Genomic DNA, 21540 nt, shown 5'->3' on the forward strand with positions numbered 1-21540 from the left:
CAAGACGTGAATGGCCCGCATGAAGCGGGCCATGACGTTTCTGGTCAGAACAAATGGATCGCGTGGGGGGCGAACAGCCCGATGCCCATGAAGAAGATCCCCAGGATTCCGAGACCGGCCGCGATGTAGGTCAGCGCGATCATGCCCGTGATCACCGTCGATGACGCGAGCACGATGCCGATCTGGAACGCGGCGGACGAAACCTCGAAGTGGTGATACTTCGCGAAGAACTTGTCGCGCTTCTCTTCGGCCACCTTGGCGCGCGCCATCAGTTGCTTGCGGCCTTCTGGCGGATCGGCTTCGTCCTGATAGCGGGCCGCGGTGTCGCGCCACTTCTTGATCTGCGCGTCGTAGGCGGCCTTCTTGGCCGGATCCGCGGTGGTCGCGGATTCGAGCGCGAGCGCTTCCGCTTCGGTCGCCAGCGTCGTGATGCGGATCGTCTTAGCCTGGAAGAAGTTCCAGAGGTTGGACGCCTCGATATTCAGGCTCAGCGCTTCGGTCTGCGCGCTCTTGCCGAGCGTCTCCGCGAAAGCGAGGAACAGCGCGATCACCGCGATCAGCAGCGCGATCGTCTTGTTGCGCCCTTCGATCGGCCCGTGGTCGTCGTGACCGTGTCCCGGGCCGTGATGTCCATGTCCAGACATAAGCTCTCCCATGCTGCCGTGCGGACCGGCAGGGTCCGTTGAAAATGGCGGCTAACGCTTTAGCGGAGAGATGTGACGACGAGAAGCGGCGCCGCCGTGGCGGTGCGGCGACGCACAGAAATTAATTGCGGCGCGGGAGCGTCAGCGAGCGCCGGCGGCGCCGAAGCGGCTCTCGAAGCTGCCGGCCGGGACCACCGGGGTTGCGCCCGAAAGGGTCGGGGCTTGCGGCTGATCGCCCGCGGCGGCGGTCCGCTGCTGCGGCTTGGCGTCCGCCTTCTTGGGCTCGGGCTTCTTGGCAACCTCTTGCGGCTTCGCGTCGGGCTTCTTGGCCGGCTCAGGCTTTTTAGCAACTGCACGCTCCTCGCGGCGCGGTTGTGTCGAACCCGTGCGGGTGGGAGCGGGGCGCTGGGCCTGCTGCGGAGCAGGGGCCGCCGGGGCAGCGCCACCAAACCATTTGCCGACCGACTCGCGGCTATTGGTGATGAGGTTCGAGACGAAACCGGTGGTGCCCTCGCTCTGCGGGGCCGGTTGAGCATATGCGGTCGGCGGTGCGGAGACCGGCACGGCCGAGCGGACCGTACTGGTGCGGACCGAGGTTGCCGGTGCGGCTTGCGCGGTCTGCGAGCGGCCGGCGCTCTTCGGCGCGGGACGCGGGAAGGGAACACCCGATGCCGTGCCAGCGCTCGTCGTTTCGACGCTCTGCACCGGCTCGGCTTGCATCGTGGCTTCCGGAGCCGACGCAAGCGCGACCTGCTCGGGCGTCGACTCGCGATAGTCGAGCGGGCCCGCGAGCGGACGCTTTTCGACCTGAACACTGAGGCGGCCGCGTTCGTCGCGCACTTCGCGCGACGTGTAGATTTTCTCGAACGCCGGATGCATGCCGCCGTCGCGACCGCGATGCAGCGCGATCGTCGGCGTGTTCTTCTTCACGAAGTCCTGGAAGGCTTGATCGTCGCGCCGCGCCTTGGCTGACACTTCGCTCATGATGGCTTCCGGCACGCGATAAGCCGGGCATTTCTCCAAAGCCTTGTATTCGAGCGGCGCGCCGTTCGGCGACTCGCTGCCGTTGAACACATATTTCTTCTCGCAGACATCGACCTTCGGCTGCTGACGCGTGACTTCGAAGTGGTCGTAGCCTTCTTTCAGGTTTTTCCAGAAGGCGAGATGCGGCGAGTTGCGATGCTTCGCCATGTTCAGCGCCGTCATCCGGAACGGAAATGCCTGCACCTGGAAGCCGCGTTGCCCCGCGAAGAATGCTTCGCGGCCGAGCGCGAAGATCTCGGCGATCTGTTCGTCCGTCATCGAGTAGCAACCGGACGACGAGCAATCGCCGTGCACCATCAGATGCGCGCCGGTGCGGCCATGCGCACGATCGAACGCGTTCGGATAACCGAGGTTGAACGACAGATAGAAGCTGGAATTCGGGTTCATCATCGTCGGCGAGATCGTGTAGAAGCCTTCCGGCGCTTGCCGATCGCCTTCCTTGATCTTCGGGCCGAGCTGACCGGACCAGCGGCAAATCGGATAAGTCTTCAGCAGCGCGAATTGGCCGGAAGCATCCTGCTTCCAAATTTCCATCTCGGCTTCTTCCTTGAAGACCCGGACGAGAACCGGGCTGCCCTTCGTCATCTGCTTGCGCTCGATCAGCGCGACAGTTTCGGCAGGCAGCGGTTTGAGATGTTTTGCCGAGTAAGGGCCGTCGACTTGGCAAGCCGATAGCGCCAACGCGCATGCAAGCGCGGCAGCCGCCGGGAGCAACCCGACGCGGGCGCGAACGTAACCAAAGCTCATCAACGCAATACTCTCCAGATGACGCTTATTAGCATCTGACCAGTACGGTTAAGAACCCGCCAAAATGAAGACGCGCGGGCCACGATTGCTGTGACGTGGGTCGGAATGGTTAACGCCCCGCTAACCACCCAAATCGATGGCTGAACCATAGCAAAAAGCGCCCGAAAAGCGAAATCACGCCCAGGCACCCTTTACAAAACAACAACTGGGATGATCCAATTACCGCTGAGCGAACATTCCAAGGAAGCTCGGATGCGTGCCGCCGTCGAGGCGGGTCGCCATCGTCGGCGCCAGCGGGGCAGCCTGCGTCTTCTTCGACAGCGCCGCGACTTGAGCAGCGTCCGCCTGCTTCTTGGCGGCAAGACGCGAGATCAGACTCGACGCTATGCGGTCGGCGCCGCAGCTTTGGCCGAAGCCGTAACGGCCGTTGCAGACCTGAATTTGCGGTGGCTGCCGCGTCATCTCGAACAGGTCGTGGCCTTCCTTCAGGTTTTCCCAGAAGTCGATATGCGGCGAGTTGCGGTGCTTGGCGAAATTGGCCGGGGTCATGCGGAACGGATAGGCCTGGATTTGGAACGCGGCCTGGCCGCCGTCGAACGCATCGTTGGCGAGTTGGAAGATCTCTTCGATCTGCGCGTTGGTCATCGCGTAGCAGCCGACCGATTTGCAGTCGCCATGCACCATCAGGAACGAGCCGGTGCGTCCGTGTGCGCGGTCATATGCGTTCGGGAAACCGACATTGAATGACAGGTGATAGGCCGAGTTGGGGTTCATCGCGCCCGGCGTCACCGCGTAGAAACCCTCGGGCGATTGCAGATCGCCGGTCTTCACTTTCGGGCCGAGCAGGCCCGACCAGCGGCAGATCGGATACGTCTTTAAGTGCACGTAGGAGCCGCTTTTCTCACGCTTCCAGACTTCAAGCTCTGCTTCCTGCTTGAAGATGCGCAGCATGATCGGAGCCTTCTTCTCGAGGCCCTTCTGCGCCATCAGCTGGCTTGCCGGAAGTTTGCTATGCGGCTGCGGCGTGAGCCCAGGCAGGTCCGCATGGATCATCGGCTGCGGTGCCGGCAGTGTTGCCGGAGCGGCAGCGACGCGATGCGGCTGCGGCGTCGCGGCGACGATCGGCGGGAAGGTGCTGGGTAGGGTCGCGTTCGGCACGATCGCGGACGGGTTCACCGCCATCAGCGGCGAAGGTTTCGGAGCGGGCAGCGGCGCGACGGTTGCGAGCTTGTCGGATTTCTTCGAGGGCGGCTCGAGCAGGTTCAGCGCGCCGGTCGTCTCCGGATCGGTCGCCGCGACAGGCTTGCGCACCTCGTCGGCTGAAGGGAGCACGAAGAGGATCACATAGACCGGCGCCATAAAGGCAACGAGACAGACCGAAACGGCTCCGATGAGCCACATCAAGTCTTTGAACGAACGCGACGCCAACAGATTCTCCCGGACGGGCCGACGAAGAGGCGGCGCCCTTATAGCGCGCCAGGCCTCGCCAGATGCTTAACAATCGATTGCGGCACGATATTGAAGCATGATCAAGCCTTAGGCACTAAACCGGTTAATCGCCATGGTCTCGCCACTGTGCCGGAACCGGCACAGTCTCCGAAACATTGTCGTGCCGCTCGCCGCAGTCGTTGTGGGAGCGCCGGCCGCCCGGTAAGGTGTGGCAGAATGTGATCATCGAGGGTTGCCATGCGTTTGAAAGTCCTGTTCGCGTTGCTGACGGCAGCCGGTGTCGTCTGGGCCGCCTGGCCAACCGATGCCGACGCGCAGACCCGCCGCCGTGGCGCCACCCGCGTTGTTGAGGACTATCCGGGCGCCCGTCCGCGCGTTGTTCGCTCCCGTACCCGCGTCACGGTGCGACGCGAGCGCTCGTTCCTGGATCCGGGCACCACGGTGCAGCCGCGCAGCTACGGCTATACGGACTACGCGCTGCCGATCAACAGCGGTCCGGATAGCGCGTATGACCCGAGCGGCTCGCGCCGCTCCCCGCTGCCGAACAATTTCGATCTGCCGTACTACACGCGCTACTGATCGCGCGACTGCGGCTTGCAACGAAAAGCGCGCCCGACGGCGCGCTTTTTTGTTGTCGCTCCCCTGCACGCACGCTCCGTCATGGCCCGGCTTGTCCGGGCCATGACGACGGGGCTAACTGCAACTTAATTAAACGGGTTCTTCCAGCCACGTTGCTGCTTCGGCGGGAACGCCGTCGACAGATAAGTGAGGATCACCTCGCGCTCTGCGCCTTCGATCGCCGGCATGTTGTGCCGCTGCGTCATCAGCGTGACCGTATCGTCCCAAGCATTGCGGGTGAGGCCCTGCGCCGCGATGAGTTTGAAGTTGTGGCACGCGATGCAGGCGTAGAACGTCTCGTCGCGCCCTTGCCCTTCCGGAAAATCCTCCGGCCTTTCTTCACCCGGCGTGTAACCCGGCACGGTGGTTTGCGCCGCAAGAGGAGCAGCGAAAGCGAAAGCCGCGAGCAACGCGCTCGCGGCCAAGAGTTTCGATTGACGCAACATCATCATCCAATCAACACGGCGATCCGGTGCATCGGGTTGGCGCCGTAGCCCTGCGGATTCCAATTCGCCGCAACGTGCGGCTGCGCGACATTCGCCGTATCGGTCGCGCGCGACCAGATCTCGTAGTAGCCGTCGCTCGGCACTTTGACGGACGCGGTCCAGCGCTGCCAATCGTACTTGTTCTTCGGCGGCGACAGCTTCGCGCGCACCCAGGTTGCGCCGTAGTCGGTCGAGACGTCGACGAACTTGACGGCGCGATCGCCGGCCCATGACGCACCGCGGAGTTTGAGTTCACGCGTGCCAGCCGCGAGCTTGGTGCCGTTCGCCGGTGACGTCACGATCGACCGCACCGGCATCGATTCGAGATCGCGGAAGTTTTTCTCGTCGGTCTTGCCTCCCGGAACCATCGGGTTGATCGTCACGCGATATGACGTGCCGCCCATGCCGGGCCCATCGTGTTCCTTCTCGCGCACCCAGACGCGCGTCACCCACTTCGCCGAGACGGATGCCGGCCAGCCCGGCACGATCAGACGCAACGGTCCGCCGTGAATGATCGGCAACGGCTGACCATTCATCGCCCAGACGAGAAGGTTGTTCTCGTCCATCGCCTTCTTGATCGGCACGCCGCGCGACAGTGAAACTTTTCCGGCTTCGCCCGACAAATGTCCGTCGGCGCCATAGTGTCCGGTGAACTTCGCTGACTTCTTGACGCCCGCGGCTTTGAGCACGTCTGAGAGTCGCACGCCGGTCCATTCCGCGCAGCCGACGCCGCCGTTGGTCCACTGATTGCCGCGCGCCGGCGGCGAATAGAACGAGCGTCCGTTGCCGCCGCATTCGAGCACCAGGCGTCGCGTCACGTTGGGGAATTTCGACTTGAGTTCCGTGATGGTGAACTTCACGGGCTTGTCGACTTCGCCGTCGATAACGAATTCCCACTTGTCGACGTCGACCGTCTCGGGCGGAATGCCGTTATTGCGGATGAAAAACTTCGCCGTCGGTGTCGTATCGTCGTCGAGGAGGCTTTCGGGCGTCTCCGCTACCAGCGGGCGATCGCCGAGAACGACGAGCCCTTCGTCCTTACCCGGGAACTTCAAATGCTGAGGCCCCTTCTGTTGCTGCGCGGCCGGCGCGCCACCACTTGGTGCGGCCTGTTGCGCGTTGGCTTCGCGAACGCTTCCTCCACTTCCAAGCCCCGCGCCGACGGCGGCAACGGAGCCAGTCGCCAACAATTGGCGGCGGCTCAAACCCAAAGCATAAGTCGTCGGCGTGGCGCCGGTTCCCATCGGATCCTGCACGTTTCTCTCCCGGTCGTTTCTCCACATCTGGAGAAATCTGTTCTCAAACTAGCGGCTGGAAGAGAACGGTCAACCTGGGAACACAACCTTCACAAGAAGAATTGATAGCCAATGGCTTCGACCGCTCTCCTCTGGTTTCGCGACGATCTTCGTCTCGGCGACAACGCCGCGCTCCGCGCCGCAGCAGGCGCCGACGCGCTCGTCTGCCTCTACGTTCTGGAGGAAGAGGGCGTGCGCCCGCTCGGCGGTGCGTCGCAATGGTGGCTGGCAAATTCGCTGCGCGCGCTCGACGCGGCGCTGCGCGAGAAGGGCCAGAAGCTGATCCTGCGCAGCGGCAATGCGGCCGAGATCGTGCCGGCGCTCGCGGATGAGATCGGCGCGAGCGAAGTGTTCTGGAATCGCCGTTACGGACCGGCCGAGAAGATCGACGGACAAGTGACGCGCGCGCTGAAGCAGCGCGGCATCGAGGCGAAGACTTTCGCGGGCGCTTTGTTGCACGAGCCGGACGCGATCAAAGGCTCTACTGGCGCTGCGCCAAAGATCTTCGCGCCGTTCTGGAAGCGCCTGCGCGCGGCAGGCGATCCGCCGGCGCCGATACGGGCGCCATCGAAATGGCCGTCGACGAAGCGCGTCGCCAGCGACGATCTCGCCGATTGGTCGCTCGAGCCGACGAAGCCGGACTGGGCCGGCGACATGCGCGACGCGTGGGCACCGGGCGAAGACGGTGCGCGCAAGCGCCTGCACGCTTTCGTCGACGGCGCGCTATCGACCTATGCGGACAGCCGCGAACGCGCTGACCGCGATGGCTCGTCGCGTCTGTCGCCGCATCTGCGTTTCGGTGAAGTCTCTCCTACGCAAGTTTGGCACGCCGCTAAGCACGCGCTCGATGCGCCCGCGAAGGAGCGGCCGTCGCCCGCGTCGGTTGACAAATTCCTCGCCGAACTCGCGTGGCGCGATTTCGCGCATCACCAGCTGCGCGCATATCCGAAGATCGCGGACGAGAACATGCGCGATCAGTTCGATCGCTTTCCGTGGTCGGAGGAGCGCAAGGGTTTCACGGCGTGGACGCGCGGGCAGACCGGCTATCCGCTGGTCGATGCCGCGATGCGCCACCTTTGGGCCGAGGGCTGGATGCCGAACCGCCTGCGCATGCTGACCGCGTCGTTCCTCATCAAGCATCTCCTTAGCGACTGGCGGCGCGGCGAGAAGTGGTTCTGGGACACGCTCGTCGATGCGGACCCGGCGAACAACCCGACCAACTGGCAGTGGGTCGCCGGCAGCGGCATCGATTCCGCGCCGTATTTCCGCATCTTCAATCCGGTGACGCAGAGCGAGAAGGCCGACCCTGACGGCGACTACGTGCGCAAATGGGTGCCCGAGATCGCGAAGCTGCCGGCACAGTTTCTCACAGCGCCGTGGGAGGCCTCGCCGATGGAGCTTGAGGAAGCCGGCGTTCGGCTCGGGAAGACTTATCCGGAGCCGATCGTCGATCACAAGGAAGCGCGCGAGCGCGCGCTCGGCGCACTCAAGAAGATGACCGGAAAGTAGACATCAACCGGCGTCATGGCCGGAGCAGGCCATGACTCCGAGTTTGGGATTAAGCCGCCTTCGCGAGCTTGCCGAATTCCGCGATGATCGCGTCGCCCATCTCGCTCGTCGACGCTGCTTTGCCGTCGCCCTTGATATCCGCGGTGCGCAGGCCGGACGCGAGAACGTTGGCGATCGCCGCATCGATCAGGTCGGCTTCCTTCAGCGCATCGAACGAATAGCGCAGCGCCATGCCGAACGACGCGATCATTGCGATCGGGTTGGCGAGGCCCTTGCCGGCGATATCCGGCGCGGAGCCGTGCACGGGCTCATACATCGCATGGCGCTTCTTCGTCTTCGGATTGATCTCGCCGAGCGAAGCCGACGGCAGCATGCCGAGTGAGCCGGTCAGCATCGCGGCGATGTCGGAGAGCATGTCGCCGAACAAATTGTCGCATACGATGACGTCGAACTGCTTCGGCCAGCGCACGAGCTGCATGCCGCCCGAGTCGGCGAGTTGATGCTCGAACTCGACGTCCGAATATTCGCGCTTATGCAACGCGGTCATCACTTCGTTCCAGAGTACGCCCGTCTTCATGACATTGCGCTTTTCCATCGACGTGACCTTGTTGCGACGCTTGCGCGCCAGCTCGAAGGCTACGCGGCCGATGCGCTCGATTTCGTAGGTGTCGTAGATCTGCGTGTCGATCGCGCGCTTCTGGCCGTTACCGAGATCCGTGATCGTCTTCGGCTCTCCGAAGTAGACGCCGCCCGTGAGCTCGCGGAGGATCATGATGTCGAGGCCTTCGACGACCTCTGGCTTCAGCGATGACGATGCCGCGAGCGCCGGAAAGCAGACCGCCGGCCGCAGATTCGCGTAAAGCTGCAGATCCTTGCGCAGCCGCAGGATGCCGGCTTCGGGGCGGATTTCATACGCGACCTTGTCCCACTTCGGGCCGCCGGCGGCGCCGAACAGAATGGCGTCCGTCGCTTTCGCGCGCTCCATATCGGCGTCGGTGATCGGCACGCCGTGCGCATCGATCGCGCAGCCACCGCACATCGCCTCTTCGGTTTCGAAGCGACCCATGCCGTTAGCATTCATGTAGGCAATAAGCTTCTTCACCTCGCCCATGACTTCGGGGCCGATGCCGTCGCCGGGGACGAGGAGGAGGTTGTGCGTTGCCATGATGAAAAGCCTTCGGGTGGGTGGATCAAGTCGGGCGGATTGCTAGTGCGACCCGCCCCGCTTGGCAAGCTCGCTAGGCTTTCTTCGCCGTGACCTCGATCTCGATCTTCATTTCGGGCTTATAGAGCCCGGTGACGCCGACGATCGTCGCGGCCGGGCGCGCATGCGCAAAATAAGTTCCGAAGATCGGAAACACGCGGTCCGCATAAGCGATTTCGGTGACATAGTAGACCGCGCGGACGACTTCGTTGATCGAGAAGCCGGCTTTCTCCAACGTCTCCGTGATGGTCTTGAAGCAATTGTGCGTCTGATCTTCGACGCTCTCCGGCAGCACCATTGTCGTATAATCGTAGCCGGTAGTTCCCGCCACGAAGCACATGTCGCCGACGATGACGGCGCGGCTATAGCCCGCGACTTTTTCGAACGGTGAGCCGGTCGAGATCAGGTGTCGGGTCAAGCGGGCCTCCATGTTATTGCTATTGCAAACGTAACGTTCGCCCGATCTATTCCGCATCAATAGCCACAGCGTCAAGAAAGCCCGACGGGTTCCCGCGAAATGACTTCCGATGTGCGCCCGCCGCAGCCTCTGCTTTACGACGCCTTCATCTCCTACAGTCACGCGAAGGATAAGCCGGTCGCTTCCGCGATCCAGTCGGTGATCCAGAAGCTCGGCAAGCCGTGGTACCGGCGGCGCATGCTGCGCATCTTCCGCGACGACACTTCGCTTGCCGCAACGCCGGAACTCTGGCCGACGCTGGAGAAAGTGCTCGACCAATCGCGCTTCATCTTGGTACTCGCCTCGCCCGAATTCGCACGCTCAAAGTGGTGCGGCATGGAGGTCGCGCATTGGCTCAAGCACAAGAGTCTCGACACATTTTTGATCGCAGTAACGGACGGCGAACTCAAATGGGATGAGGCGGCGGGTGATTTCGTCTGGGACGAAAAGACGCCGCTGCCGGCGGTCTTTAGGGGACACTGGAAGAACGAACCGAAATGGATCGACTTTCGATCGTGGCGCGAGGCGCCGAACGCGTCCGATCCGAAATTCGTCGACGCGGCGGCCGATCTTGCCGCCGCGGTGCATGGGTTGCCGAAAGAGGATTTGCTCAGCCAAGAAGTACGTCAGCAGAAGCGCGCGCTGCGCCTCGCCTGGAGTGCGGCGGCTTCGCTGACGATATTGGCGGCCGGCGCCGGATGGCAGTGGTACGAAGCTGAAGCGGCCAAACGCGCCGCCATCGCGTCGGAAAAAGTCGCGGTCGCCGAGCGAGATCGCGCCGAAAAGAATCTCGCACTCGCGCGCGGCGCGGCGGACGATCTCGTCTTCAAGATAGCGCAGGGCTTGCGCGAAGTGCAGGGCATGCGCGTCGAGTCCGTGCGCAAAATTCTCGAGACCGCGCAGAGCGTGATGGACGAACTTGTCCGCTCCGCACCGGACGATCCGCGTTTGCTGCGCAGCCGCGCCGCGATGTTCAGTGAGTTCGCCGTCACTTATATGGCGACCGGCGATCTGCCGCGCGCGCGCGAGGCCGCCGAGCAGAGCGTTGCGATCAGCCGCGGCGTTCTCACCAAGGCACCGAACGAGGAGGGCGCCGAGGATGCGTTGCGCTTCGGCCTGACTCGCCTCGCGCATGTAAAATTCCGCGCGGGCGACATCACGGGCGCGCTCGCGGCTTATCGCGAAAGCCTCGACCTTGCGAAGAAGCTCGCGAACGCTGCGCCTAACGATATCGACCGCCGGCGACAAGTCAGCGTCGGCCTCAGCCATGTCGGCGACACGCTGATGCGCATCGGCGATCGCAAGGGCGCTTTGCCTTATTACGAAGAGGCGCTCGGCATCACGCGCGAGATCGCGGCGAAGAGACCGGACGATACGGAAGCGCAGCGCGATCTCAGTGTCGCGATCGAAAAGATCGGCGATCTTCAGGCGCGCGTCGGCGAGATCGCGGCTGCGCTGGAGCTTTACGAAGAAGCGTTGGTGATCGGCCGCAAACTTGCTGAACGCGATCGCACCAACATGCAGGATCAGCGCTATCTCGGGATCTCGATGGAGAAGATCGCCGATCTGCGTTCGCGTTCGGGCGATCGCGCGGGTGCACTCGCGGCTTATGCCGAATGTCTGCAGATACGCCGCGAGATGGTCGCGCTCGATCCGGAGAATGCCGGCTGGCAGTCCGAACTCGCTGTCGCATACGGCAAGCTCAGCGATGCCAGGATGGAGGCGGGCGAAAAGGCAGGCGGGCTCGAAGCGCATCGCGCCGCGCTCGACATTCGCCGCAAGCTGGTGGCGCGCGATCCCGGCAATGCGGGCTGGCAACAAGCGCTAGCGCTGACCTTGCAGCGGCGCGGCGACTACACGAAGGACGCGGGCGACACCGACGCGGCACTCGCCGCGTATGAGGAATCGCTTGCGATCATGCGCGCATTGTCGGCGCGCGATCCCGACAACCACGATCTGCTCACCGACGTCAGCGTCAATCTGAACAAGATCGGCAATATGCGCATAGCGGCCGGCGACGTCGACGTCGGCCTCGCAATGCTCGAAGACAGTCTCGCGATTCGCCGCCGTCTGGTTGCGTTCGACAGCAGCAATGTCGATTGGCAATACAGCCTCGGCGCCAGCCTCGACTACATCGGCAATGTGCGGATGACGCGCGAGGATGTGAGCGGCGCGCTCGCGGCCTACGAAGAGAGCCTTGCGATCTTCCGCCGCCTCGTCGCGACCGAAGGGCGCAACGTGCGCTGGCGCTATGCCGCCGCGCTCGCGATGTCGCGCACCGGCGATGCGCTGGTCGCGCGCAAAGACCTCGGCGAGGCGATCAAGCGTTATGCGGAGAGCCTTGCGGGCTTTCAGCAACTTTCGAAGCTCGATGCAAGCGGTACGATCTTCATTCGCGATATCGCGCTGACGGCAGAAAAACTTGGCGATCAGCAGGCGCTGGCCGGCGGCAAGAGCGATGCGCTTGCGGCGTTCGAGGAATCCGCCGTGCATTTCCGTAAGCTCGCCGACGGCGATCCCGATGAGCGGCTGTGGCGCGTGCGGCTCGTCATCATACTTGCGAAGCTGAGCGAAGTGGCCGAACGGCCGCGCGCAATCGCGGCGTTGCGCGAAGGCCTCGCCATCATGGAGGCGTTGCAGGCTGCGGGCCGGCTGCCGTTAGCGCAGGAGCGCTGGCCCGATCTTTTCCGCAGCTATCTCGATCGTTGGCTCGCCGAGAACACGGTCTCGCCGTGACGGACGCGGGAATGCCGCATAGCCGTCCGGATGCGCTCTACGACGCGTTCATTTCCTACAGCCACGCTAAGGATAAACCGCTCGCGGCGGCAATCCAGTCGGTGATGCAGAAGCTCGGCAAGCCGTGGTACCGGCGCCGTGCGTTGCGCGTCTTTCGTGACGACACCTCGCTCGCCGCAACCCCGGAGCTGTGGCCGACGCTGGAAAAGACGCTCGACCGTTCGCGTTACCTCATCATTCTCGCATCGCCAGAATTCGCGCGCTCGAAGTGGTGCGGCATGGAAGTCGCGCACTGGCTCGAGCGCAAGAGCCTCGACTCCGTTCTGATCGCGGTGACGGACGGCGAGCTCGCATGGGAAGGCGACGATTTCGTCTTCGACGAACGCGCGCCGCTACCGGAGATACTCAAAGGCCGCTTCAAGAACGAACCGAAGTGGATCGATTTTCGAGCCTGGCGTGACATGCCGGTCGCATCCGATCCGCGGTTCGTCGATGCGGCGGCAAATCTCGCGTCCGCCGTACACGACTTGCCGAAGGATGATCTGCTCGGCCAGGAGGTGCAGGCGCAGAAGCGCGCGCTGCGGCTTGCATCCTCCGCGGCTGTCGTGGTGGCCTTGCTTGCCGCCGGCGCAGGCTGGCAATGGTATGAGGCATCGCGCCAGCGCGCCGAAGCGCAGATGCAGCGCGATCACGCCGAGCGCAATCTGGCACTTGCACGCAAAGCCGCCGACGATCTCGTTTTCAATCTGGTGCAGAAAGTGCGCAGCGTCGAAGGCATCCGCGCCGACGTGCTGCGCCGCGTGCTTGAAGTCGCGCAGTCGGTCATGGACGATCTCGCGCGCGGTGCGCCGAACGATCTCGAAGTGCTGAAAAACCGCGCCGCGATGCTGACCGAGTTCGTTACGACCTATCTTGCGCTCGGCGATGTGCAGCAGGCGCAGAAGTCGGCCGAAGAGGGCGTCGCGCTCCTGCGCCGGATCGTTGCGGCGCGGCCGGCCGAGACGCTCGCACTCGGCAATCTCGCGGTCGGTCTCGAAAAGCTCGGCGATGTGCGCAGCGCAGCGGGCAACCATGAAGGCGCGCGCGCCGCTTACGACGAGGGCGTCACGCTGGTGCGCCGGACCGCCGCCGCCGAGCCGAACGATACCGAGCGCGGCCACGATCTCTCGGCGCTCCTTATCAAACTTGGCGACGCACGCGGCCAGCTAAACGACGTCGCGGGCGCGCGGGCGGCTTATGACGAGGCGCTCGCGGGCGCGCGCATCCTCGTATTGCGCGATTCCAACAACACGCGATTGTTGCGGCTCGTTGCCGGTTGCCTCAATCGGCTTGGTCTTCTGCTGCAGGCCGACAAGAACGATCGTGCGGGCGCGCTCGCGGCCTATGAGGAAGGTCTCACAATCACACGGCGGCTGGTCGCGGCATCTCCGCAGGATGTCGACCTGCAGCGCGACTTGTTCGTCCACCTCACCAATTTCGGCGACGTGCAGCGCGACGGCGGCGATCGGCCCGCCGCGTTAGCGCTGTACGAGGAAGCGCTGACCGTGATCCGACGGCTGGCCGCCAGCGATCCCGACAACGCGATGTGGCAGGGCGATATCGTCTTCGTGCTGTATCGCGTCGGCCAGCTCGCCGAGCCGAAGCGCTCCGCCGCTGCTTACCGCGAAGGGCTCGCGATTCTCGAAGCGCTGGAGAAAGCCGGAAAGCTCGATGCGGCCCGACGCGGTTGGCTCGCCGAAATGCGCAGCATCGTCGCGAAGCTCCCGGCCGAAAACTAAACCTCCGCCCGCATATGTTCGACGAGCTGACGTGCGTAAGGCGCGAGCGTTTCCATGCTGCGCACGCAGATCGTCAATTCGCGCCGCGCCCAAGCGTCCGTAAGATCGACAACGCGGATCGCCATGCTTTTCACGGCCCAGCGCGCCGTCGTATCCGGCACGACGCCGATGCCGACCTCGCGCTCCGCCATGCGGCAGACGGCGTCGAACGAACGCAGCTGCACGCGCAGGCGCAACGATCGCCCCGCCCGGGCAGCTTTGTCGGAGAGAAAGCGCTGGATCGCGCTCGATCGATCAAGCCCGACGAAATCGTGGTCGAGCACTTCCTCGAAGCTCAAATGCGAGCGTTTCGCCAGCGGGTGATGATCGGCGACCACCAGCACGAACCGGTCGCTGCGGAACGGGAAGGTGACGAGACTACCCTTATCCACGGTCCCGGCCACGATACCGATATCGCCGACGCCTTCGGCGATCAGCCCAACGATTTCATCGGACAGGCGCTCCTCGAGGTCGACGCTGACATGCGGGTGCTTGGTGAGGAACGTGCCGAGCGTCTCCGGCAGAAACTCCGTCAGTGCGTTGGTGTTCGACAGCACCCGCACTTGGCCGCTCTGGCCGCCCGCATAGGCGCCGAGTTCTTCCCGCAACCGCTCCGACTGGGCCAAAATAATGCGGGCATGCTGCAGCAGCGTCCTGCCCGCCGGGGTCGGCGTCACGCCCTGGCGGCTGCGCACCAGCAGCGGGGCGCCGAGGGCTTCCTCCATGTTGCGGACTCGCGTGGAAGCTGCAGCTAGCGCGAGATTTGCACGCTCCGCTCCATGTGTGATGCTGCCCGCTTCAACCACGTGGCGAAACAAGCTGAGATCCGGGATGTCAAACCGGGCTGGCATGCCAATCCTTCGCGTTACGCGAAGGAAGAATACAAAAATAAGGGATTGAGCGCTACAGAAAGTCGGTTATCTGTTCGCGATAGACGAAGTTTAGGATTGTTCTGGTTTGAGTTTTCCGCGAATGCGCGGCATCTCGTCGCCGGCGGCAATTTTAGGCGGCATATCGGAGAGACTTGATGGCCGAGGCACCATCCCCCGCCAAGGCGCGGCCCCTATCACCGCACCTTTCCATCTACAAACCCATGCTCTCGATGATGATGTCGATCGTGCATCGCATTACGGGCGTCGGCTTGTATTACGGCATGATCATCCTTGCTTGGTGGCTGATGTCGGCCGCTATCGGCCCGAACCCCTATTCGAACGTTCAGGCTTTCGCCAACAACGTCTTCGGCAAACTGATCCTGTTCGGCTTCACCTGGGCGCTGATGCACCACCTGCTCGGCGGCATCCGCCATCTGGTGTGGGACATCGGCTACGGCTTCGAGCCGAACGAGCGCGAGATGCTCACTTGGGCGACGCTGATCGGCGGCATCGCGCTCACGATCCTCGTCTGGGTCATTGGTTTTCTGGTGGTGGGGCTCTGATGGCTGACAAGGGACAAAGCATCCGCACCCCGATGGGCCGCGTCCGTGGCCTCGGCTCGGCACACTCCGGCACCAAGCATTTCTGGCATCAGCGCCTGACCGCCGTCGCGGCCATTCCGCTGACCATCGGCTTCTTCATCATCATGTTCTCGGTGATCGGGCGCCCGCACGCGGCGGTGACGCAGACGCTCGGCTCGCCGATCGTCGCGATCATCATGCTGCTGTTCGTGCTGACGACGATTTATCACATGTATATCGGCATGCAGGTCGTGATCGAGGACTACGTCCACAACGAGCTCGCCAAGATCCTGCTGATCATGTCGAACAATTTCTTCTGCGTGGCGGTCGGCTTCGTCTGCGCCTTCGCGATCCTCAAAATGAGCTTCGGAGTTTAAGCATGGCAACGAATGGAAACGGCGCTGCCGCTCCGGGCGTCAACGGCAAGGCTTACCCGATCGAAGATCACACCTTCGACGTCGTCGTTGTCGGCGCCGGCGGCGCGGGTCTGCGCGCGACGGTCGGGTGTTCCGAAGCCGGCCTGCGCACCGCCTGCATCACCAAGGTGTTCCCGACGCGCTCGCACACGGTGGCGGCGCAGGGCGGCATCTCGGCCTCGCTCGGCAATATGGGCCAGGACGATTGGCGCTGGCACATGTACGACACCGTCAAGGGCGCCGACTGGCTCGGCGACCAAGACGCGATCGAATATCTCTGCCGCAACGCGCCGGCCGCGATCTACGAGCTCGAGCACTGGGGCGTGCCGTTCTCGCGTACGCAGGAAGGCAAGATCTACCAGCGCCCGTTCGGCGGCATGACGACGAACTACGGCAAAGGCACTGCCCAGCGCACCTGCGCGGCGGCCGACCGCACCGGCCACGCCATCCTGCACACGCTGTATGGCCAAGCCGTGCGACACTCGGCGCAGTTCTTCATCGAATACTTCGCCATCGACCTCATTATGGATGACGACGGCCAGTGCCGCGGCGTCATCGCGCTCAAGCTCGACGACGGCACCATCCATCGCTTCCGTGCGCAGACGACGATCCTGGCGACCGGCGGCTATGGCCGCGCCTACTTCTCCTGCACGTCCGCGCATACCTGCACGGGCGACGGCAACGCGATGGTGCTGCGCGCCGGCCTGCCGCTCGAGGACATGGAGTTCGTCCAGTTCCACCCGACCGGCATCTACGGCGCGGGTTGCTTGATCACTGAAGGCTCACGCGGCGAGGGCGGTTACCTCGTCAACGCAGAAGGCGAGCGCTTCATGGAGCGCTATGCGCCGTCCGCGAAGGACCTCGCCTCGCGCGACGTCGTCTCGCGTGCGATGACGATCGAAATTCGCGAAGGCCGCGGCGTCGGCAAGCAGAAGGATCATATCTATCTGCATCTCGACCATCTCGACCCGAAGATCCTGCACGAACGCCTGCCGGGCATCTCGGAAAGCGCACGCATCTTCGCCGGCGTCGACGTGACGCGCGAGCCGATCCCGGTGCTGCCGACCGTCCACTACAACATGGGCGGCATTCCGACGACGTATCGCGGCGAAGCCAAGACCAAGAAGAACGGCGATGCCGAGACTGTCGTCTCCGGCCTGATGGCGATCGGCGAAGCCGCATCGGTCTCGGTGCATGGCGCCAACCGTCTCGGCTCCAACTCGCTGACCGACCTCGTCGTGTTCGGCCGCGCGGCGGGCCTGCGCTGCGCCGAGCAGCTCGAAGCCGGCGCGCAGCAGCCGGATCTGCCGAAGGACTCGGCCGAGCGCGCGCTCTCGCGCCTCGATCGTTTCCGCAATGCTTCGGGCAGCACGCCGACCGCCGAACTCCGCCTTAAGATGCAGAAGGTCATGCAGACCAACTGCGCGGTGTTCCGCACCGGCGAAGTGCTCGACGAAGGCCAGAAGCTCATCCATCAAGTCTACGGCGGCATGAAGGATGTCGGCGTCACCGATCGCTCGCTGATCTGGAACTCCGACCTCGTCGAAACGCTGGAACTCGACAATCTGCTTGGCCTCGCGGTCGTCACGATGGAGTCTGCGCTCAACCGTCAGGAAAGCCGCGGCGCGCATGCTCGCGAGGACTTCCCGGATCGCGACGACCAGAACTGGATGAAGCACACGCTCGCCTGGCTCGATTACGACACCGGCAAGGTGTCGATCGATTATCGCGACGTGCACACCTACACGCTCTCGAACGATGTCTCGTACATCGAGCCGAAGGCGCGTGTGTACTGAGCCTTCGCGCTGACTTTAGGAACTGAGAGACACCGATGGTCGAATTTTCGCTTCCCCGCAATTCGAAGGTCACCGAAGGCAAGACCTGGCCGAAGCCCGAGAAGGCCGAACACGTCACCGAATTTCGCGTCTATCGCTGGAATCCGGACGACGAGAAAAATCCGCACGTCGACACGTACTATGTCGATCGTCACGATTGCGGCCCGATGGTGCTCGACGCGCTGATCTGGATCAAATCCAAAGTCGACGCGACGTTGACCTTCCGCCGCTCCTGCCGTGAAGGCATCTGCGGCTCGTGCGCGATGAACATCGACGGCACTAACACGCTCGCCTGCACACGGGGCATGGACGAGATCGACGGCACCGTGAAGATCTATCCGCTGCCGCATATGCCGGTCGTGAAGGATCTCGTGCCGGACCTGACGAACTTCTACGCGCAGCACGCCTCCGTGCAGCCGTATCTGCAGAACATTACGGCGACGCCCGAGAAGGAATGGCGTCAGAGCGAAGGTCAGCGCAACAAGCTTGACGGCCTCTACGAGTGCATTCTGTGCGCTTGCTGCTCGACCTCGTGCCCGAGCTACTGGTGGAATTCGGACCGCTATCTCGGCCCGGCCGCGCTGCTTCAGGCGCACCGCTGGCTGCAGGACTCACGCGACGAAGCGACCGGCGAACGTCTCGACTTCCTCGAAGATCCGTTCCGCCTCTATCGCTGCCATACGATCATGAACTGCGCCAAGGCGTGCCCGAAGGGCCTCAACCCCGCCAAGGCGATCGCCGAGATCAAGGCGAAGATGGTCGAGCGCCAGGTTTAAGCGCTCGATCGGTTCCGGCATCGCCGCGACCTCGGCTTCACCTCTCCCATGGGGAGAGGTGGGCGCCCGTGATGACGCTGACGTCTTGAGCGACTAAACCCACTACATGTCCGTCTACATCATCCTCTTTCGCGGCGTCGGTGGTGCGACGCAGCTGCCTGTCGCGAAGCTGCGCGAGGCGCTGACCGCAGCCGGCTTCGAGAATGTCGCGACTTACATCAACAGCGGCAACGCGGTCGTGAAGAGCGCGCTCGGCCACGAGAAGGTCGTCGAGACGATCGCGGGCATCTGCCGGAGGACCTTCAAGTTCGACAAAGCGATCTACGCCATTACGCTCGCCGAGTGGACAAAGCTCATCGCGTCGAACCCATTCAAGAACGCGACGGAGCCCGGCAACCTGCTGCATGCCGCGTGGCTCGCCGAAAAGCCGAAAGCTGCTGACGTGAAAGCGCTCGAGGATCTGGCAGACAACGGCGATCGCTTCGCGGTGGTCGGCAAGATAGCGTATCTGCACACGCCGAATGGTTTCTCGAAATCGAAGCTGTCGGAGAAGTTCGACAAGAAGATCGGCGTGCCGAACACCGCGCGCAATTGGAACACCGTGCTCAAGCTTGAAGAACTTGCGGAGAAAGCCAAATGATCGATCACGTCGGCATTCCAGTGACGGACTACGAGACATCGAAGGCCTTTTACACGGCCGCCTTCGCGCCGCTCGGCATCACGCTGATCGCCGAAGTCGGCGGCGATCTCACGAAGAGTAAATCACCTGCGGTCGGTTTCGGTCGCGGCGGCAAACCGGATTTTTGGATCGGCGGCGAGGGCGGCGTCGGAAAAAATCCGATCCACGTTGCAATCACGGCGCCGAACCGCAAAGCCGTCGATGCCTTCTATGCGGCGGCTTTGCGCGCAGGTGGCCGCGACAACGGCGCGCCGGGCATCCGCGCGCATTATCATCCGAACTATTACGCGGCTTTCGTGCTCGATCCGGACGGGCAGAATATCGAAGCGGTCTGCCACGGCGGCGAGACGCAAGTAAGCTTCACGTAGCCTAAAAAGAAAATGGCCGGCCCGAAGGCCGGCCAGTGAAAGAGGCATGCCCGGTTAACCGGGTTCCCTTTCTTATTTGATCGCTGCGGTCTGCGCCTGTTCGGTGTCGCCCTCTGCGCGCAGACGCGGGAGCGGGAACTTGAACAGCCGTTTGTGCACGTCGAGCATCGCGGTCGCGAAGTTTGCCGAGTCCGCGACGACTTCGCGCATTACCGACACCGGCGTTGGATAAGGCGTTTCGACTTCGCCGATCACGCTGCCGTACTCGAACGAGAACTGCGCATCGAACTTCTTCGCCAGCTGCTGCATGCGCTGATTGTCGGCGAGACAAATCATGTGCAGCGTGCGGATGCCGCGATTGCGTGCGGCAAGCAGCATCTGCGACATCAGCGCGGAGCCGACGCCGTGGCTCTGCCATTCGCGTTCGATGCTGAAGGCAGCTTCCGCATCGACGTCGGTCTTGTCGCGCACGGCGCGGAGTTCAGCGACGCCGCGCAAAACGCCGTCGACGTAATAGCCGTACAGCACCGCATCGAGCGTGCTCGCCAGCTTGACGTATTTTTGGATGAAGGCGTCGGACACGCCGCCGCCGAAGCGCAATCGCCGGCTCTCGGCATCGAGGCGCAAAAGGTGGTCGCGATACGCGTCCGTTTCGGTGATCCAAATCTTGCGGACCAGACTGTTGGCCGGAAGCAGATCGGTCATGGTTCAAATCTCCTGACTGACCTTGAACGCCTTCCGCCCCGCGACAAGTAACACGTCGCCATCTATCGGGTTCTTAAGATTCGCCCTGTGTTTTGTGTATGTAGACATACAACATAGCCGCAATAAGACAGTGCGCTGATTTTAGATGTCACGCTTAATGCGTGCATCATTTGGAAGCAGATCGCAGTTGTATTTGTGATTGCACGCTCGCAGTGCGTTTCATTTCGATGCTGATGCTCAATCTACCGGCAGAGATGCCGCGAATGATCCAGCGATCCCTGAAAAAGAACAGCCGGCGCGAGGCCGGCTGTCTTGAATCGGGATTGTCACAAGCGAGTGATTACTCCTCGTTGTAACCGTCCTGCATGTCCTCGTGATCGAGATCCTCGTCCTCGTTATCATCATCGTCGTTGTCGTCGTCGCCTTCGTCGTCTTCCTTCTTGGCCGACTGATTCTGATTGAAGCCGCGGCCACGCGAACCCGAGATGTCGTTAAGGCCTGCGTCCTTCGCGAGTTCGTTGTTGCCCGACGAACGTCCGCCGCCGAGCTGATCGAGCGCGCCTGCCATCGGACCTTTCTGGTCACCGTGGCCGCCCATCGCGGAGCGAATGCCGTTCATCAACAAGCCGCCGCCGATTGCGCCGGCCGCGACCGCTGCCGCGGTGCCGAGAAATCCGCCGACGCCGCTGCGCGGAGGTTCACCCGGAGGAGGGCCACCTTGCGGACCGCCATACGGCTGCGCGCCGCGCGGGTCACCGTATTGCGGGCCACCACGGGGATCGCCGTATTGCTGCGGACCGCCACCGCGCGGGTCCGCGCCGTAGCGCGGGTCGCCGCCGAAGCCCGGAGGTGCACCCATCGGCGCATCGCGTCCGCCGCTTTGCGGAACGGAGCCACGCGGGCCGTTGTCCCAAGGACTGCCGCCCTGCGGTGCGCCGCCGCCGAGCACGTCGCCCGTGTTCCACTTCGAGCGCCGATCGCCGAGGAAGCTGCCGCCGCTCTGCTGGCCGCCACTCTGCGCTTGCGCGAGCTGGCCTTCGAGCTCCGAGATGCGCGCGTCGGCCGAGCGCAGGCCTTCGTCCTGCAACAGCACGGTTTGCACCAGCGAGTAGATTGCGTTCGGCGCGCGCGAGAGGCCTTCGCGCATCAGCCGTTCAGCATCGGGATCGCGCTTTTCGCGCTCGAGTTGGGTCAGTCGATCGAATAGATCAACGACCAGCTGGCGTTCTTCCGGCGTCATCGAGACTCTCCCAGTTGCGCATTGGCGCGCGCGGAAAACCTATGTGTCGCGCGTGGCCGAATC

General features: G+C 63.3%; 20 protein-coding genes. 10 read left to right on the forward strand and 10 right to left on the reverse strand.

Annotated elements, in window-relative coordinates; all coding sequences use genetic code 11:
- Nucleotides 1-44: 44 nt before the first annotated feature.
- The 3 genes from GJW30_RS06205 to GJW30_RS06215 form a co-directional block, all read right to left on the reverse strand.
- A complete protein-coding gene (locus GJW30_RS06205; RefSeq protein ID WP_096358687.1) occupies nt 45-644 on the reverse strand; it encodes a DUF4337 domain-containing protein in 600 nt (199 codons plus the stop codon).
- Between the two features lie 141 nt (nt 645-785).
- Nucleotides 786-2435 carry a L,D-transpeptidase family protein gene (locus GJW30_RS06210; RefSeq protein WP_096353048.1) on the reverse strand — a complete coding sequence of 550 codons (1650 nt, stop codon included), beginning with the start codon at nt 2433-2435 and terminating at the stop codon, nt 786-788.
- A 219-nt stretch (nt 2436-2654) separates the two neighbouring features.
- Nucleotides 2655-3863: a L,D-transpeptidase family protein gene (locus tag GJW30_RS06215; protein ID WP_096353051.1), complete on the reverse strand. Its 1209-nt coding sequence runs from the start codon at nt 3861-3863 to the stop codon at nt 2655-2657.
- A 258-nt stretch (nt 3864-4121) separates the two neighbouring features.
- On the opposite strand from GJW30_RS06215, the gene GJW30_RS06220 reads away from it, so the two are divergent.
- Nucleotides 4122-4463 carry a hypothetical protein gene (locus GJW30_RS06220; RefSeq protein WP_096353053.1) on the forward strand — a complete coding sequence of 114 codons (342 nt, stop codon included), beginning with the start codon at nt 4122-4124 and terminating at the stop codon, nt 4461-4463.
- 125 nt (nt 4464-4588) lie between these two features.
- On the opposite strand, the gene GJW30_RS06225 is transcribed toward GJW30_RS06220, so the two are convergent.
- Nucleotides 4589-4951 carry a hypothetical protein gene (locus GJW30_RS06225; RefSeq protein ID WP_130364771.1) on the reverse strand — a complete coding sequence of 121 codons (363 nt, stop codon included), beginning with the start codon at nt 4949-4951 and terminating at the stop codon, nt 4589-4591.
- Nucleotides 4951-6243: a sulfite oxidase gene (locus GJW30_RS06230; protein ID WP_245408673.1), complete on the reverse strand. Its 1293-nt coding sequence runs from the start codon at nt 6241-6243 to the stop codon at nt 4951-4953. The genes GJW30_RS06225 and GJW30_RS06230 overlap by 1 nt, the downstream gene beginning before the upstream one ends.
- A gap of 111 nt (nt 6244-6354) precedes the next feature.
- Here GJW30_RS06230 and GJW30_RS06235 point away from each other — a divergent pair, with 111 nt between their 5' ends.
- Nucleotides 6355-7791 carry a cryptochrome/photolyase family protein gene (locus tag GJW30_RS06235; protein ID WP_096353062.1) on the forward strand — a complete coding sequence of 479 codons (1437 nt, stop codon included), beginning with the start codon at nt 6355-6357 and terminating at the stop codon, nt 7789-7791.
- A 49-nt stretch (nt 7792-7840) separates the two neighbouring features.
- Here the strand turns inward: GJW30_RS06235 and leuB are convergent, their stop codons facing one another.
- Both leuB and GJW30_RS06245 read right to left on the reverse strand, forming a co-directional pair.
- Nucleotides 7841-8956, reverse strand: coding sequence for a 3-isopropylmalate dehydrogenase (leuB, locus tag GJW30_RS06240; RefSeq protein WP_096353065.1), 1116 nt, complete (start codon nt 8954-8956; stop codon nt 7841-7843).
- A 73-nt stretch (nt 8957-9029) separates the two neighbouring features.
- Nucleotides 9030-9413: a RidA family protein gene (locus GJW30_RS06245; RefSeq protein WP_096358688.1), complete on the reverse strand. Its 384-nt coding sequence runs from the start codon at nt 9411-9413 to the stop codon at nt 9030-9032.
- Nucleotides 9414-9512: 99 nt separating this feature from the next.
- Between GJW30_RS06245 and GJW30_RS06250 the strand changes: the two genes are divergently transcribed.
- Together GJW30_RS06250 and GJW30_RS06255 are read left to right on the forward strand one after the other, a co-directional pair.
- Nucleotides 9513-12188, forward strand: coding sequence for a TIR domain-containing protein (locus GJW30_RS06250; protein WP_096353069.1), 2676 nt, complete (start codon nt 9513-9515; stop codon nt 12186-12188).
- An 11-nt stretch (nt 12189-12199) separates the two neighbouring features.
- Nucleotides 12200-13966 (forward strand): tetratricopeptide repeat protein, encoded by a 1767-nt coding sequence (locus tag GJW30_RS06255; RefSeq protein ID WP_130364773.1) that lies wholly within the window; start codon nt 12200-12202, stop codon nt 13964-13966.
- On the opposite strand, the gene GJW30_RS06260 is transcribed toward GJW30_RS06255, so the two are convergent.
- Nucleotides 13963-14856, reverse strand: coding sequence for a LysR family transcriptional regulator (locus tag GJW30_RS06260; protein WP_096353075.1), 894 nt, complete (start codon nt 14854-14856; stop codon nt 13963-13965). The genes GJW30_RS06255 and GJW30_RS06260 overlap by 4 nt on opposite strands.
- 176 nt (nt 14857-15032) lie before the next feature.
- Here GJW30_RS06260 and sdhC point away from each other — a divergent pair, with 176 nt between their 5' ends.
- The 6 genes from sdhC to GJW30_RS06290 all read left to right on the forward strand — a co-directional run bounded on the left by sdhC (nt 15033) and on the right by GJW30_RS06290 (nt 19532).
- Entirely contained in the window at nt 15033-15440 is a 408-nt protein-coding gene (gene sdhC / locus GJW30_RS06265; protein WP_096353078.1) for a succinate dehydrogenase, cytochrome b556 subunit, read from the forward strand.
- The gene (gene sdhD / locus GJW30_RS06270; RefSeq protein WP_096353081.1) at nt 15440-15835 is read left to right on the forward strand and encodes a succinate dehydrogenase, hydrophobic membrane anchor protein; all 396 of its coding nucleotides are present in this window, start codon (nt 15440-15442) and stop codon (nt 15833-15835) included. The genes sdhC and sdhD overlap by 1 nt, the downstream gene beginning before the upstream one ends.
- A 2-nt stretch (nt 15836-15837) precedes the next feature.
- On the forward strand, nt 15838-17670 hold the full coding sequence (gene sdhA, locus GJW30_RS06275; protein ID WP_096353084.1) for a succinate dehydrogenase flavoprotein subunit: 1833 nt from the start codon (nt 15838-15840) through the stop codon (nt 17668-17670).
- Between the two features lie 35 nt (nt 17671-17705).
- Entirely contained in the window at nt 17706-18485 is a 780-nt protein-coding gene (locus tag GJW30_RS06280; protein ID WP_096353086.1) for a succinate dehydrogenase iron-sulfur subunit, read from the forward strand.
- 106 nt (nt 18486-18591) lie between these two features.
- Nucleotides 18592-19125, forward strand: a complete 534-nt coding sequence (locus tag GJW30_RS06285; protein ID WP_096353089.1) for a DUF1697 domain-containing protein — start codon at nt 18592-18594, stop codon at nt 19123-19125.
- Entirely contained in the window at nt 19122-19532 is a 411-nt protein-coding gene (locus tag GJW30_RS06290) for a VOC family protein (protein ID WP_096353092.1), read from the forward strand. Before GJW30_RS06285 ends, GJW30_RS06290 begins: the two co-directional genes overlap by 4 nt.
- A 72-nt stretch (nt 19533-19604) precedes the next feature.
- Here GJW30_RS06290 and GJW30_RS06295 read toward each other — a convergent pair whose 3' ends face one another.
- The gene (locus GJW30_RS06295) at nt 19605-20237 is read right to left on the reverse strand and encodes a GNAT family N-acetyltransferase (RefSeq protein ID WP_096353094.1); all 633 of its coding nucleotides are present in this window, start codon (nt 20235-20237) and stop codon (nt 19605-19607) included.
- A gap of 340 nt (nt 20238-20577) precedes the next feature.
- Complete coding sequence (locus GJW30_RS06300; protein WP_096353096.1) at nt 20578-21477, reverse strand: DUF2076 domain-containing protein; 900 nt, start codon at nt 21475-21477, stop codon at nt 20578-20580.
- Nucleotides 21478-21540: the final 63 nt, after the last annotated feature.

This window comes from Variibacter gotjawalensis (assembly GCF_002355335.1).
Classification (GTDB): domain Bacteria; phylum Pseudomonadota; class Alphaproteobacteria; order Rhizobiales; family Xanthobacteraceae; genus Variibacter; species Variibacter gotjawalensis.